General features: G+C 65.6%; 14 protein-coding genes. 9 read left to right on the forward strand and 5 right to left on the reverse strand.

Going from position 1 to position 13,692, the window contains the following annotated elements; translation table 11 throughout:
* Positions 1-3 precede the first annotated feature (3 nt).
* The 8 genes from AC3DET_RS00715 (at position 4) to pilH (ending at position 9,321) form a co-directional block, all read left to right on the forward strand.
* Positions 4-2,832, forward strand: coding sequence for a 2-oxoglutarate dehydrogenase E1 component (locus AC3DET_RS00715; RefSeq protein ID WP_446537977.1), 2,829 nt, complete (start codon positions 4-6; stop codon positions 2,830-2,832).
* Positions 2,833-2,875: 43 nt separating this feature from the next.
* Positions 2,876-4,105 (forward strand): dihydrolipoyllysine-residue succinyltransferase, encoded by a 1,230-nt coding sequence (sucB, locus tag AC3DET_RS00720; RefSeq protein WP_337729888.1) that lies wholly within the window; start codon positions 2,876-2,878, stop codon positions 4,103-4,105.
* A gap of 150 nt (positions 4,106-4,255) precedes the next feature.
* Entirely contained in the window at positions 4,256-5,692 is a 1,437-nt protein-coding gene (gene lpdA / locus AC3DET_RS00725) for a dihydrolipoyl dehydrogenase (protein ID WP_337729889.1), read from the forward strand.
* 182 nt (positions 5,693-5,874) lie between these two features.
* Positions 5,875-6,129: a hypothetical protein gene (locus tag AC3DET_RS00730; RefSeq protein WP_488390405.1), complete on the forward strand. Its 255-nt coding sequence runs from the start codon at positions 5,875-5,877 to the stop codon at positions 6,127-6,129.
* 3 nt (positions 6,130-6,132) lie between these two features.
* Positions 6,133-6,726, forward strand: coding sequence for an LOG family protein (locus AC3DET_RS00735; protein ID WP_488390406.1), 594 nt, complete (start codon positions 6,133-6,135; stop codon positions 6,724-6,726).
* Between the two features lie 787 nt (positions 6,727-7,513).
* Positions 7,514-7,810, forward strand: a complete 297-nt coding sequence (locus AC3DET_RS00740; protein WP_488390407.1) for a GIY-YIG nuclease family protein — start codon at positions 7,514-7,516, stop codon at positions 7,808-7,810.
* A gap of 21 nt (positions 7,811-7,831) precedes the next feature.
* The gene (locus AC3DET_RS00745) at positions 7,832-8,824 is read left to right on the forward strand and encodes a YhdH/YhfP family quinone oxidoreductase (RefSeq protein WP_488390408.1); all 993 of its coding nucleotides are present in this window, start codon (positions 7,832-7,834) and stop codon (positions 8,822-8,824) included.
* A 104-nt stretch (positions 8,825-8,928) separates the two neighbouring features.
* A complete protein-coding gene (gene pilH / locus AC3DET_RS00750) occupies positions 8,929-9,321 on the forward strand; it encodes a twitching motility response regulator PilH (protein WP_093297747.1) in 393 nt (130 codons plus the stop codon).
* A gap of 64 nt (positions 9,322-9,385) precedes the next feature.
* On the opposite strand, the gene cfa is transcribed toward pilH, so the two are convergent.
* The 3 genes from cfa to AC3DET_RS00765 form a co-directional block, all read right to left on the reverse strand.
* A complete protein-coding gene (gene cfa / locus AC3DET_RS00755; RefSeq protein ID WP_488390409.1) occupies positions 9,386-10,504 on the reverse strand; it encodes a cyclopropane fatty acyl phospholipid synthase in 1,119 nt (372 codons plus the stop codon).
* A 7-nt stretch (positions 10,505-10,511) separates the two neighbouring features.
* Positions 10,512-11,306: a DUF3298 and DUF4163 domain-containing protein gene (locus AC3DET_RS00760; RefSeq protein ID WP_488391148.1), complete on the reverse strand. Its 795-nt coding sequence runs from the start codon at positions 11,304-11,306 to the stop codon at positions 10,512-10,514.
* A 119-nt stretch (positions 11,307-11,425) separates the two neighbouring features.
* Positions 11,426-11,719 (reverse strand): GNAT family N-acetyltransferase, encoded by a 294-nt coding sequence (locus AC3DET_RS00765; protein WP_192201044.1) that lies wholly within the window; start codon positions 11,717-11,719, stop codon positions 11,426-11,428.
* Between the two features lie 198 nt (positions 11,720-11,917).
* On the opposite strand from AC3DET_RS00765, the gene AC3DET_RS00770 reads away from it, so the two are divergent.
* Positions 11,918-12,121, forward strand: coding sequence for a hypothetical protein (locus tag AC3DET_RS00770; RefSeq protein WP_192201043.1), 204 nt, complete (start codon positions 11,918-11,920; stop codon positions 12,119-12,121).
* A 145-nt stretch (positions 12,122-12,266) separates the two neighbouring features.
* On the opposite strand, the gene AC3DET_RS00775 is transcribed toward AC3DET_RS00770, so the two are convergent.
* Both AC3DET_RS00775 and AC3DET_RS00780 read right to left on the reverse strand, forming a co-directional pair.
* Positions 12,267-13,001 carry a hypothetical protein gene (locus tag AC3DET_RS00775; RefSeq protein WP_488390410.1) on the reverse strand — a complete coding sequence of 245 codons (735 nt, stop codon included), beginning with the start codon at positions 12,999-13,001 and terminating at the stop codon, positions 12,267-12,269.
* A gap of 68 nt (positions 13,002-13,069) precedes the next feature.
* Complete coding sequence (locus AC3DET_RS00780) at positions 13,070-13,687, reverse strand: rhomboid family intramembrane serine protease (protein WP_142125314.1); 618 nt, start codon at positions 13,685-13,687, stop codon at positions 13,070-13,072.
* Positions 13,688-13,692 lie beyond the last annotated feature (5 nt).

The following is a 13,692-nucleotide window of genomic DNA, read 5'->3' on the forward strand; positions in this document are numbered from 1 at the left end:
ATCGTGGACAATCTCCTGAAGCAGTTCGCGCAATCCTCGCAGCTCAACGGGGGCAACGCCTCCTACGTCGAAGACCTGTACGAGCAATACCTCGTCGCCCCGGACAGCGTGGGCCCCAAGTGGAAGGCCTACTTCGACGGATTCAAGGGCCACGAGGCGGGTGATGTCCCGCATTCGGTGGTGATCCAGCAGATCACCGACGCCGCCCGCCAGGCCGCCAACAACGGCCATGTCGTGGCCGCCGGCGGCGACGAGCGCGAGCGCAACGTGGGTCGCCTGATCACCGCCTATCGTTCGCGCGGGCACCTGGGGGCGCAGCTCGACCCGTTGGGCCTGACCCCGCCGGTCAATCCGCCGGACCTGGACCTGGCCTTCCACAACCTGTCCGAGCGCGATCTCGACAGCGAGTTCAGCACCGGCAATGTCGGCGGCAACACGCGCATGAAGCTGCGTGACCTGCTGGCTCGGCTGAAGGCGGCCTACACCGGCCCCATCGGCGTCGAGTTCATGCATATCCCGGAAGTCGACCAGCGCCAGTGGCTGTACCAGCGCCTGGAAACCGCCGGTGGCCAGTTCGGCCTGTCCGCGGAGGCCAAGCGCCGCACGCTGGAGCGCCTGACGGCGGCCGAGGGCCTGGAACGCTACCTGCATACCAAATACGTGGGCCAGAAGCGCTTCTCGCTGGAAGGTGGCGACGCGCTGATCCCGCTGCTCGACACCATGATCCGCAGCGCGGGCGAAGGTGGGGTCAAGGACATCGTGGTCGGCATGGCCCACCGCGGCCGTCTCAACGTGCTGGTCAACACCCTGGGCAAGAGTCCGCGCAAGCTGTTCGACGAGTTCGAAGGCAAGTTCGAACACGACAACAGCCTGGCCCACGCCGGCGACGTGAAGTACCACATGGGCTTCTCCGCCGACATCGCCACGCCCGGCGGCCCGGTCCACCTGGCGCTTGCCTTCAACCCGTCGCACCTGGAAATCGTCGACCCGGTCGTGGCCGGCAGCGTGCGTTCGCGCCAGGAGCGCCGCACCGACACCGCGCGCCAGACCGTGCTGCCGATCATCATGCATGGCGACGCCGCGTTCGCGGGCCAGGGCGTGGTGATGGAGCTGTTCCAGATGTCGCAGGCGCGCGGCTTCGCCGTCGGCGGCACGCTGCATGTCGTGATCAACAACCAGATCGGCTTCACCACCAGCAACAAGGAAGACGCCCGTTCCACCATGTACTGCACGGATGTCGCCAAGATGGTCGGCGCCCCCGTGTTCCATGTGAACGGTGATGATCCGGAAGCGGTGGTCTTCGTGGCGCAGATGGCGTACGACTTCCGCCAGCAGTTCAAGAAGGACGTGGTGATCGATCTGGTGTGCTACCGCCGCCACGGCCACAACGAGGCGGACGAACCCGCTGCGACGCAGCCGGTGATGTACCAGACCATCCGCAAGCACGCGACCACCCGCGAGATGTATGCCGCCAAGCTGGAAAGTGCGGGCATCATCCCCACCGAGGGCGGCAAGGCGCTGGTGGACGAGTACCGCAACAAGCTGGATTCGGGCGAGTACACCACCGAGTTGGCCAAGCAGAAGGGCGACGAGCTGGCGATCGACTGGTCGCGCTACCTGTCCGGCAAGCTCAGCGATCCGGTCGACACCAAGGTCAAGCGCACGTCGCTGGATTCGCTGGCGAAGATCATCACCACGATCCCGGCAGGCGTGGTGCTGCATCCGCGCGTGGCGAAGATCTACGAAGACCGCGTGAAGATGGCCGCCGGCCAACAGCCGGCCGACTGGGGCTTTGCCGAGAACCTGGCCTACGCCACATTGCTGGCCGAAGGCCATGGTCTGCGCCTGGTCGGCCAGGATGCGGGGCGCGGCACGTTCTTCCACCGCCACGCGATCCTGCACGACCAGAAAACCGACAGCTACTACCTTCCGCTGCGCCAGTTGGTGGAGCAGCCGGAACAGGCGACCGTCATCGACTCGCTGCTCAGCGAGGAAGCGGTAATGGCATTCGAGTACGGCTTCTCGACCACGGATCCCAACACGCTGTGCATCTGGGAAGCGCAGTTCGGCGACTTCGCCAACGGCGCGCAGGTGGTGATCGACCAGTTCATCGCCGCCGGCGAAGCCAAGTGGGGCCGCATCAGCGGCCTGACCCTGCTGCTGCCGCACGGTTACGAAGGCCAGGGCCCGGAGCACAGCTCCGCCCGCCTGGAGCGCTTCCTGCAGCTGTGCGCGCTGGAGAACATGCTGGTCTGCGTGCCGACCACGCCCGCCCAGTGCTACCACATGCTGCGCCGCCAGATGCGCATGACCACCCGCAAGCCGCTGGTGGTGATGACGCCGAAGTCGCTGCTGCGCCACAAGCTGGCCGTGTCCACCCTGGATGAACTGGCCAATGGCGAATTCCAGCACCTGATCCCCGACGCCGGCGCCGATGCCAAGAAGGTCAAGCGCGTCGTCGCGTGCTCGGGCAAGGTCTACTACGACCTGGTGGAAGACCAGCAAAAGCGCGGCCAGGACGACGTCGCCCTCCTGCGCATCGAGCAGCTCTACCCGTTCCCGCGCGAGCAGCTGGCCGCCGAACTCAAGCGCTACGGCAAGGCCACCGAAGTGGTCTGGTGCCAGGAAGAGCCGCAGAACCAGGGTGCGTGGTACCAGATCAAGCATCACCTGCAGGCCTGCCTGGCGGACAAGCAGTCGCTGCACTATGCCGGCCGCCCGCGCTCACCCTCGCCTGCCGCCGGCCATTTCGCCGAGCATGTCGAGGAACAGCTGAAGCTGGTCGCCGATGCGCTGGTCAACAAGCTCGGCAACGACAACGTTGCCGAATAAACCCCAAAATTCCTAGAACAACACCACCAGGACGTCCCATCCCATGGCCACTGAAGTCAAAGTTCCGGTTCTGCCCGAGTCCGTCTCCGATGCCACCATCGCCGCCTGGCACAAGAAGGTGGGCGACGCGGTCAAGCGCGACGAGAACCTGATGGACCTGGAAACCGACAAGGTCGTGCTGGAAGTGCCCTCGCCCGTCGATGGCGTGCTGAAGGAAATCAAGTTCAAGGAAGGCGACACGGTGACCAGCCAGCAGTTGCTGGCCATCATCGAAGAAGGTGCCGTGGCCGCCGCCGCGCCCGCTGCCGCCGAAGAGAAGAAGCCTGCCGCCGGTGCGCAGGAAGTGCAGCCGAAGGCCGAAGCCGCCAAGGCCGACGCGGCCGCGCCGTCCAGCACCAAGCCGTCTCCGGCTGCCGCCAGCACCGACGGCCTGCCGCCGGGCGCCCGCTTCACCGCCGTCACCCAGGGCATCGACCCGGCCAACGTCGAAGGCACCGGCCGCAAGGGCGCCGTGACCAAGGAAGACCTCATCAACTACGCCAGCGGCAAGACCGCCGGCGTCAGTGGTGGCGCGCGTCCGGAAGAACGCGTGCCGATGACCCGCATCCGTACGCGCATCGCCGAGCGCCTGATGCAGTCCAAGAACTCCATCGCCATGCTCACCTCGTTCAACGAGGTCAACCTGGCCAAGGTCATGGAGATGCGCAAGGAACTGCAGGACGACTTCGTGAAGGCCAATGGCATCAAGCTGGGCTTCATGAGCTTCTTCGCCAAGGCCGCCGCCAATGCGCTCCAGCGCCACCCGATCGTCAACGCCTCGGTCGACGGCAACGACATCATCTACCACGGCTATGCCGACATCTCGATCGCCGTCTCCACCGAGAAGGGCCTGGTCACGCCGGTGCTGCGCAATGTCGAGCGCATGGGCTTCGGCGACATCGAGAAGGGCATCGCCGAGTACGCCAAGAAGGCGCGCGACGGCAAGCTGGGCCTGGACGACCTGCAGGGTGGCACCTTCACCATCACCAACGGCGGCACCTTCGGCTCGCTGATGTCCACGCCCATCGTCAACCCGCCGCAGAGCGCCATCCTGGGCATGCACGCCATCAAGGATCGCGCGATCGTCGAGAACGGCCAGGTCATCGCCGCGCCGATGATGTACATCGCGCTGAGCTACGACCACCGCATCATCGACGGCAAGGACGCGGTGCTGTTCCTGGTGGATATCAAGAACCAGCTGGAAAACCCGCACCGCATGCTGCTCGGCATGTGATGCACCGAGCCCCTCTCCCTGCGGGAGAGGGGTTGGGATGAGGGTACGACCGCCGCCGCGTCGTCCGGCATCCCTGCTCCGCCACACCCTCATCCGGCGCTTCGCGCCACCTTCTCCCGGCGGGAGAAGGGACAAGCAAAGGACTTCCAAATGGCTGAACAATTCGACGTCGTCGTCATCGGTGCCGGCCCGGCCGGCTACCACGCCGCCATCCGCGCCGCGCAGCTGGGCATGAAGGTCGCGTGCATCGACGCCGCGCTGGGCAAGGACGGCAAGCCCGCGTTGGGCGGCACTTGCCTGCGCGTGGGCTGCGTGCCTTCCAAGGCGCTGCTGGATTCCTCGCGCCAGTTCTGGAACATGGGCCACCTGTTCGGCGACCACGGCATCAGCTTCAAGGACGCGAAGATCGACGTCGAAGCGATGGTTGGCCGCAAGGACAAGATCGTGAAGCAGTTCACCGGCGGCATCGCGATGCTGTTCAAGGCGAACAAGATCACCCCGTACTACGGCTTCGGCCAGCTGCAGCCGGGCAACGTGGTCAAGGTGAAGCAGCACGACGGCAGCGAAGTCGAGCTGAAGGGCACCAACGTCATCATCGCCGCCGGTTCGGATTCCATCGAACTGCCGTTCGCCAAGTTCGACAACGAGACCATCGTCGACAACGTCGGCGCGCTGGACTTCACCGAAGTGCCGAAGCGCCTGGCCGTGATCGGCGCCGGCGTGATCGGCCTGGAACTGGGCAGCGTGTGGAAGCGCCTGGGCGCCGAGGTCGTGATCCTTGAAGCCCTGCCCGACTTCCTGGCCGCCGCCGACGCGGAAGTCGCCAGGACCGCCGCCAAGGAATTCAAGAAGCAGGGCCTGGACATCCGCCTGGGTGCCAAGGTCAGCAAGACCGAAGTCACCGGCAAGGGCAAGAAGAAGGAAGTCGTGGTCACCTACGCCGATGCCGAAGGCGAGAAGACCCTGACGGTCGACAAGCTGCTGGTCGCGGTCGGCCGCAAGGCCGCCAGCAAGGGCCTGCTGGCCGACGGTACCGGCGTGAAGCTCAACGAGCGCGGCCAGATCGAAGTGGACGACCACTGCCACACCGGCGTGGATGGCGTGTGGGCCGTCGGCGACTGCGTGCGTGGCCCGATGCTGGCGCACAAGGGCTTCGAAGAAGGCATCGCGGTGGCCGAACTGATCGCCGGCCTGCCCGGCCACGTCAACCTCGACACCGTGCCGTGGGTCATCTACACCGAGCCGGAAATTGCGTGGGTCGGCAAGACCGAGAAGCAGCTCAAGGACGAAGGCATTCCGTACAAGGCGGGCAGCTTCCCGTTCGCGGCGATCGCACGCGCCGTTGCCATGGGCGAACCGGCCGGCTTCGTGAAAGTGCTCGCGCATGCCGAGACCGACCGCATCCTCGGCCTGCACCTGGTCGGCGTGGGTGTATCGGAGCTTGTGCACGAAGGCGTCATCACGATGGAGTTCAACGGCTCCGCGGACGACCTGGCCCGCATCTGCCACGCGCACCCCACCCTGTCCGAAGCGATCCACGATGCGGCCATGGCGGTGGACAAGCGCGCGATCCACAAGGCCAACTGATCCTGATGCTCCGCACCAACGGCCCGGTCTTCCGGGCCGTTCTGCTTCCGGGATTCCACCGCCGACGGAAAACCATGTTCTCCTTGCTGCTCCTGATTCCCCTGACGACATCGGCCACCCCCATGACATCACCCGACGGGCACGATGATCCGCACGCAAGATGCGCGCTGGTGAACGTGGGCATGAACCTTCGAGAAGCGCTGGCGATCATGCGACGCCCACCCGACAGCACGCTCAGTGGCCACAGCGCCGCCGGCGCGGCCGGTGATCCACCCGCAGGCAGCTTCGCGATCGACTTCTGGCAGACCAAGACCACCGATGCACAGGGCGTCCGCCGCACGTCCGCATTGCGTTACAGCGGCGGCACCATCGAAAGCGTGGACTGCGGCCGCGTCGACGTCGCGTCCGCCGTCCCCTCGCCCTTGAAGGAAGACTGACCCATGCGTTCCCTCTGCGTTTACTGCGGCTCCAATGCGGGCAACAAGCCCGCCTACACCGAACGCGCCATCGCCTTGGGCGACCGCATCGCGAAGGAAGGCCTGCAACTCGTCTACGGCGGCGGCAACGTCGGCCTGATGGGCATCGTCGCCGATGCGGTGCTCGCTGCTGGCGGTGAAGTCATCGGGGTGATTCCCGAACAATTGGTGGGCTGGGAAGTCGCGCACAAGGGCGTCACCCGGCTGGAAGTGGTCGCCAACATGCACGAACGCAAGAAGCGCATGTTCGACCTGTCCGACGCTTTCGTTGCTCTCCCCGGCGGTTTCGGCACGCTCGACGAGATGTTCGAGATGCTGACCTGGCGCCAGCTCGGCATCGGCGACAAGCCCTGCGCGTTCCTCGACGTGGAAGGCTTCTACGCGCCGCTGATGGGCATGATCGACCGCATGGTGGAGGAGCGCTTCCTGCACCCCGAGCAGCGCAACGATCTCTGGCATGGCGACGACCTCGATGCGATGGTCGGCTGGATGCGCGCCTACTCCCCGGCGCAGGCCGACAAGTGGATCGACGAGAAGCGGCGCAAGTCGTTGCGCTGAGCTGCGTCTCCGTCGTCCCAGCGAACGCCGGGACCGATCTTGCTCTTGCGGCGATCACCACGGCGCTCACGGCCAATGGATTCCAGCGTTCGCTGGAATGACGGTTCGGGGGGATCATGCGCCAGCACTCCCCCTTCGTCGTCCCAGCGAAGGCTGGGACCCATCTTGCTCTTGCGGCGATCACCACGGCGCTCACGGCCAATGGATTCCAGCGTTCGCTGGAATGACGGGTTCGGGCGGATCACACACCAGCACTCCCCTCCGTCGTCCCAGCGAAGGCTGGGACCCATCTTGCTCTTGCAGCGATCACCACGGCGCTCACGGCCAATGGATTCCAGCTTTCCCTGGAATGACGGGTTCGGGCGGATCACGCGCCAGCACTCCCCCTTCGTCGTCCCAGTGAAGGCTGGGACCCATCTTGCTCTTGCGGCGACCACCACGGCGCTCACGACCAATGGATTCCAGCTTTCGCTGGAATGACGGCTTCGGGCGGATCACGCGCCAGCACTCCCCTCCGTCGTCCCAGCGAACGCTGGGACCCATCTTGCTCTTGCGGCATTCACCACGACACTCACGGCCAATGGATTCCAGCGTTCGCTGGAATGACGGGTTCGGGCGGATCACGCGCCAGCACTCCCCTCCGTCGTCCCAGCGAACGCTGGGGCCCATCTTGCTCTTGCGGCGATCACCACGACACTCACGGCCATTGGATTCCAGCGTTCGCTGGAATGACGGGGTCGGTCTATAGTCCACTGACGAAACCAAGGACAGGCAAAGGAGAGCCTGCATGCCACGGGAACGGATTCCCTGCGTCTACCTGCTGTCCAGCCAACCACGAGGCACCCTCTACGTCGGTGTAACGTCCGACCTTCCAGCACGTATCTGGCAGCACAAGCATGATCAGGTCGATGGCTTCACCCGACGCTATGGCATCCATACTTTGGTCTGGTATGAGCTCCACGCGCAGATGGAATCTGCGATCCTGCGCGAAAAGACACTGAAAGCCTGGAAGCGGATGTGGAAAATCCAACTGATCGAGGATGTGAATCCGACGTGGCGCGATCTGTACCAGGACATCCTTTGAGACGATAGAGACACAACAACGATGACCCTCACCACCTTCAACGCCTTCCGCATCCACAACGACGCCGCCGGCTATCGCAGCGGCATCGAGGCGCTGACGCTTGATGCGCTCAACCCGGGTGAAGTGGTCATCAAGACCGCGTACTCGTCGGTCAACTACAAGGACGCGCTCGCCGGCACCGGCGAAGGCAAGATCCTCCGCAAGTTTCCGCTGGTGGGGGGGATCGACGTGGCCGGGCATGTCGTGGCCTCCACCGATCCCGCTTTCCGCGAAGGCGATGCCGTGCTCGTCACCGGCTGCGGCCTCAGCGAGACGCGCGATGGCGGCTATGCCGAGTACGCCCGGCTGGAGGCGAAGTGGGTCATTCCCCTGCCCGCCGGCCTCAGCCTGCGCGAGAGCATGATCCTGGGCACCGCAGGGTTCACCGCCGCGTTGGCGCTGTTCCGCATGCGCGAGAACCGGCAGACCCCCGACCTCGGTCCGCTCGCCGTGACCGGTGCCACCGGCGGCGTGGGCTCCCTGGCAGTGGACATCTTCAGCAAGGCGGGCTTCGACGTGCATGCGATAAGCGGCAAGCCTGAGAACACGGACTATCTGAAAGCCATCGGCGCCCGCGAAGTGCTGGGGCGCGACGCATTGGCGACGGCGCGACCGATGGAGACCGCGCGCTTCGGCGGCGGGCTGGACAACGTGGGCGGGACGATGCTGGCCAGCCTGCTGGCCCAGACCGTGCCCTATGGCAACGTGGCCACGGCCGGGCTGGCCGCCAGTGCTGAGCTGCCGACCACCGTCATGCCCTTCATCATCCGCGGAGTATCCCTCCTGGGGGTGGCCTCGGCCGGCACCGCGCGCGACATCCGGGACGCGGTCTGGCAGCACCTGGCGAGCGACTGGAAGCCCGCCCACCTGGACACCATCTGCACCCGCGAGACCCGCCTGGACGGGCTGCCCGACGTATTCCGCACCATGCTGGCCGGCGGCTCCTTCGGCCGCACGCTCGTGCGAATGGGATGAACGGCAGTGGCGGCACGACGGGCGTCATGTGCTGGCCGCGTTCCCCATTTGTCTTGTCTCGAACACGCTCTACAATCGACGGCGGGGACAATCTGGGGAACTCCATGGCAAAAATTCTGATCGTCGACGATTCACCGTCGCAACTGCTGGGCATCCAGCGCATCGTCGAGAAGCTGGGGCACGAATCCATCACCGCCGAGGACGGCGCGGCCGGCGTGGAAGTCGCCAAGCGCGAGCTCCCGGACATGGTCCTGATGGACGTGGTGATGCCCAACCTCAACGGGTTCCAGGCCACGCGCACGCTCAGCCGCGAAGCCACGACCAAGCACATCCCCGTCATCCTGGTGACCACCAAGGACCAGGACACCGACCGCATGTGGGGCCTGCGCCAGGGCGCCAAGGCCTACCTGACCAAGCCGTTCTCGGAAGACGAACTGGCCGAGGTGATCGAGCGCATCTTCAACGCCCGCGAGCTGCCGTCGCCGCCCTCCGCCTGAACCGGCAGGACATCCACCGACATGCGAAGAGCAGGCCCCGGCCTGCTCTTTCCGTTCCAGCGCTTCATCTTGGTGCCACGTAGCCTCCGGGGACGCCGCGCGGTGACAGCACGACCTGCCAGAGCTGGGACCGGCGACTGCGGAAGGTGGCCATCGACGCTGCAAGATAGAACCGCCACATCCGCCGGAACCGCTCGTCGTAGCGCGCATCCAGTGCATCCCACGCCGATTCGACGTTCTCGCGCCACGCCTGCAATGTGCGGTCGTAGTCCGTTCCGAAGTTGTGCCAGTCCTCCAGTACGAAGCGTCCCTCGATGGCCTGCGTGATCTGCAGCGCGGATGGCAACATCGAATTGGGGAAGATATAGCGCGCTATCCAGGGATCGGTGCGGTTGACCGACCGGATTCCGCCGATGGTATGCAGCAGGAACAGGCCTTCCGCCGGCAGGCAACGACGCACCACATCGAAATAGCCGGCGTAGTTCTTCATGCCGACATGTTCGAACATGCCCAGCGAGAACGCGGCGTCGAACGACTCGTCCACCTCCCGGTAGTCCTGCAACCGGATCTCGATCGGCAACCCCGCGCAGAGTGCGGTGGCGTACTCCGCCTGTTCGCGGGAAATGGTGATGCCGACACCGCTTGCGCCGTAACGCTCGGCCGCGAACTTCAGCGCCTCGCCCCAACCGCAGCCGATGTCGAGCACGCGCATGCCTGGCTGCAGGCGGAGCTTGCGGCAGACAAGATCCAGCTTGGCTTCCTGGGCGGCATCCAGGTCCTTCGCCCCACGCCAGTAGCCGCAGCTGTAGACCAGCCGGCGGCCCAGCATCGCGCGGTACAGATCGTTGCCCAGATCGTAGTGGCGTCGCCCGACTTCGCGACTGCGGCGTGGCGATTGCAGGTTGGTCAGGCGCGCACGCAGCGCATCGAAGACCTCGCCTGCGCGGTGCACGCGTTCGTCCAGGCGGGCCGCCAGCAGGCGGAACAGCAGGCCGTCCAGCGAGGCCGTGTCCCACCAGCCTTCCATGTAGCTTTCACCCAGGCCCAGCGAACCCTGCCCAAGCACGCGCGCATGGAAGCGCGCATCGTGCACCTGCAGGTCCCACGGCCGGTCCCCTCCGATCAGCACATCCGCTTCGGCCAACAGGTCCGTGATCCTGCGCTGGAAGCGGTGATGTGGCATTGCGGCATCAGCGGGCGAACAGCCCCGCGTACTCAGGTGCCACGTGCGGCAGCAGCACGGCGGCCGGCACATCGACCGCCTGGGTACCGTCCGCGTAAGGGCCCACCTGGTAAGGGGGGAAGACGAAACGCAGCGCCGTGATGCGGCCCGCAGCGTCCAGCACGGGTACGAACTCGCTGAAATTCCCGGCGTCGGGCTCGGTGCCTTCGTCGATCATCCGCGCGGTGCTCTTGATCAGCGCGGCCCGATCCGTCGGCGCCAGTTCGTCCTCATCGGCCCGGGTCACCACCGCCGTGTGCAGCTGCTCCCGCACGTAGTCGCTGATGGCACGCCACCCTGCAGGACCCGGCACCAGCGCCGCTGCCGTCAGCCGCGTGTCCTGCTGCGGCAGCCAGACGAAGCGCGCGATCAGCGGCTGACCATGTGCGCCCCCGGTATAACGGCTGCCGTCCGCAGCGACCGCCACGATCTGCGGTGTATCCACCACCTGCTCGAACGCCAGCGACAACTCGTACGGTGCGGTGGGCTTGTCGTTGCCGAAGGCCTCCACCGCTTCCATCAGTTCGGCGCGTTCTGCCGTCGCATAGTCCGACAGTGCCTTGGCCAGGCCCGGATACCGGTTGACCGAGGCCGGATAACTGATTCCCACCACATAGCGGTCCGTACTTTCGATGACATCCTTCAGCTCGACCGGCGGGGCAGGCGCGTCAGCGGGCGCCGCGCCAGGCGGGGCGGGATCACCGGAGGCGGTGGGCGGTACGGCGGCCTCGCGCTTGCAGGCGGACAAGGCCAGGACCGCCATCAACAGCAAGGCGGTCCGGAGGAAGGGGGGTGGGGAAATGCTGGGGGACACGTTCGGGCTCCTTCCGGGTGTGTGATGGCCGTCATTCTAGGCCGCGTCATTGCCTTCCTCCAGATACATCAGGCATCCACCAGATCGGCGTACTCGGGATGCCGCTGAACGTATGCGGCGGAGTACGAGCACGCGGGCACGACACGCCAACCCTGCGATCGCGCATGGTCCAGCGCGGCCTTGACCAGGGCGGCGGCGACGCCGCGCCCGCCGATGGCGTCGGGCACGCCGGTATGGTCGATCACCATGCGGCCATCGCGCAGCGAATACAGCAGTTCGGCTTCCCGTCCGTCCAGCCGGGCGGCAAAGCGGCGGGCGGCCGGGTCGTGATGCAGGTCGAGGGAGGGCTGGTCACCGGTCATGGCGTCTCCGTGGCAGGGGGCTCAGGGGCATTGTGACCCAATGCCCAGACGTTGCTGTGGCAGAACTGGACGCATCGCGTCACATTCATGCTTGTGAAGGATTCGATGCCCGGGATAAACGTGACGGACGCCTCATAACGCATGTTGGCACGATTGCTGCGTGGTATGGCTCAAACGAACTGCAATCCGGAGCCCGCCATGAGCCTGATCGAAGAACTGCCCGACGTCTCCAGCGCCAGCGATTTCACCCTGCTGGAAGGCCTGTACCAGCTCACCGTCACCGGCCACACCAAGGACTGGGAGTTCGAGCGTCTCAACAACGCCGTGTACGAGCGCCTGATGTCCACCTACTCGAGCAGCGACAACGCCGGCGTGCACGCCGTCCACTCGCTGGTGGATTGATCGCACGACCTTTCTACCGGGTGCTCCGGCGCGGCGCAGGGGTCCGCCTTCGGGTGTGACTGCCGCGCCGGAGTCCCGTCCCGGCCGCATCGCCTGACGCGGCCAGCACGTAGTTCCACCTTCCCTTTCTCCAGGGCGTCGCAAGTCACTCGCCGCGATGGTCGCGCTTGCCCTGGTTGCGCCGGTCCTGTGTTCCCGCGCTGCCCTGGATGGCTTTCATCCTGCTTTCGGCAGCATGCAGTTCCAGCGCCTTGCCTGCGGCTTCCGAAGAGACGAATCCCGCACCCGTCGCCGCCCCCTGATCGTGGTGATCGAGCTGTTGCCACGGCGCAGGTTGCCGATCCAGTTCGTGCTTCTGTTCCAGTAACGCGCGTGCTGTTTCAAGCGCCTGCGTCGGCGTGATCCTGCGCGGCGCGCGTTTGCGGGCCGGCGTCTTGCGTGCTGCAGGCTTCCCAGCCGTCCGGGATCCTGCTGCGCTGCCCACCGTCTTCTTCACGGGTGTTGCCGCGGAATTCCTCGCGATCTTCGTCGCGGCACTCTTGCGCGCAGGCTGGGGGCCGCCAACCTTGCCTGTCGTCTTCTTTGCCGCGACCTTCCCGGCTGCTACCTTCGTTGGCGCTGCGTTCTTTGTCGCGATCTTCTTCGTGGCGGCGCCCGCCTTCGGGGTGCCGACGCGCTGAGTCGCCTGCTTCGTGGCCGCCTTGCCGGTCGCGGTCTTGCGCGTGGCCTTCGTCGTACTCTTCGCGACCTTCCTGGCCACCTTCTTCGCGGCTGCTTTCTTCGCGACCTTCCTGGCGGGCGCCTTCTTCTTCGTGGCGGTCTTGCTCGCGGTCTTGCGGGTTGCCTTGCGTGTCTTTGCGGTTGCCATGCGCTGCTCCACGTGTGAGACGTGGCACCGGGATAACACGCAGGACCTTCAGCGCAGGTGAGCGCTGCCGCAATGACGGCTTAACCGAAGCTCGGCTGTGACAATGCTTCCAGGAAATGGCCCAGCACGCGAGGCTCCATCGCCGCGAGGAACAGCACGCCGTAAGCGGCCCCCGCCAGATGCGCGCCGTGGTTGATGTTGTCGCCGCCGCGACGGTCCATCCAGATGCTGTAGGCGATGTAGAGCACGGCAAACACGATGGCGGGCATGGGGATGAAGAACACGCCTATCCGCGCCCACGGGTCGATCAGGATGTAGGAGAACAGCACCGCCGATACTGCACCGGACGCACCCAGGCTGCGGTAGTTGGGGTCGTTCTGGTGCTTCAGGTAGGTCGGTAGGATCGACACCACCAGCGCGGAGAAATAGAACGCCACGAAGGTCAGCCGACTGCCGCTGATCTGGGTGATCACCTGTTCCATCAGTCGCCCGAAGAAGAACAGCGTGAACATGTTGAACAGCAGGTGCCAGAAATCCGCGTGGATGAACCCGTAGGTGACCAGCCGGTCGTACTGTCGGTGGCGATGGATCGCGGGCGGCCACAGGATAAGCCGCATCAGCAATGACGGCGTGCGGAATGCGATGAAGCTGACTACGCAGGTCACTGCGATCAGCAGCAGGGTAATGGGTGCGCTCATCCCTC

The organism is Pseudoxanthomonas sp. 97-1-1 (assembly GCF_057773125.1).

What these genes read in the sequence shown, in the direction of transcription:
- AC3DET_RS00760 (WP_488391148.1), bottom strand. Translation starts at nt 11,306, where the DNA reads ATGGCGGTCCTGGCCTTGTCCGCCTGCAAGCGCGAGGCCGCCGTACCG.
- AC3DET_RS00735 (WP_488390406.1), top strand. Translation starts at nt 6,133, where the DNA reads ATGCGTTCCCTCTGCGTTTACTGCGGCTCCAATGCGGGCAACAAGCCC.
- lpdA (WP_337729889.1), top strand. Translation starts at nt 4,256, where the DNA reads ATGGCTGAACAATTCGACGTCGTCGTCATCGGTGCCGGCCCGGCCGGC.
- AC3DET_RS00765 (WP_192201044.1), bottom strand. Translation starts at nt 11,719, where the DNA reads ATGACCGGTGACCAGCCCTCCCTCGACCTGCATCACGACCCGGCCGCC.
- pilH (WP_093297747.1), top strand. Translation starts at nt 8,929, where the DNA reads ATGGCAAAAATTCTGATCGTCGACGATTCACCGTCGCAACTGCTGGGC.
- AC3DET_RS00730 (WP_488390405.1), top strand. Translation starts at nt 5,875, where the DNA reads ATGAACCTTCGAGAAGCGCTGGCGATCATGCGACGCCCACCCGACAGC.
- cfa (WP_488390409.1), bottom strand. Translation starts at nt 10,504, where the DNA reads ATGCCACATCACCGCTTCCAGCGCAGGATCACGGACCTGTTGGCCGAA.
- AC3DET_RS00780 (WP_142125314.1), bottom strand. Translation starts at nt 13,687, where the DNA reads ATGAGCGCACCCATTACCCTGCTGCTGATCGCAGTGACCTGCGTAGTC.
- AC3DET_RS00770 (WP_192201043.1), top strand. Translation starts at nt 11,918, where the DNA reads ATGAGCCTGATCGAAGAACTGCCCGACGTCTCCAGCGCCAGCGATTTC.
- sucB (WP_337729888.1), top strand. Translation starts at nt 2,876, where the DNA reads ATGGCCACTGAAGTCAAAGTTCCGGTTCTGCCCGAGTCCGTCTCCGAT.
- AC3DET_RS00745 (WP_488390408.1), top strand. Translation starts at nt 7,832, where the DNA reads ATGACCCTCACCACCTTCAACGCCTTCCGCATCCACAACGACGCCGCC.
- AC3DET_RS00740 (WP_488390407.1), top strand. Translation starts at nt 7,514, where the DNA reads ATGCCACGGGAACGGATTCCCTGCGTCTACCTGCTGTCCAGCCAACCA.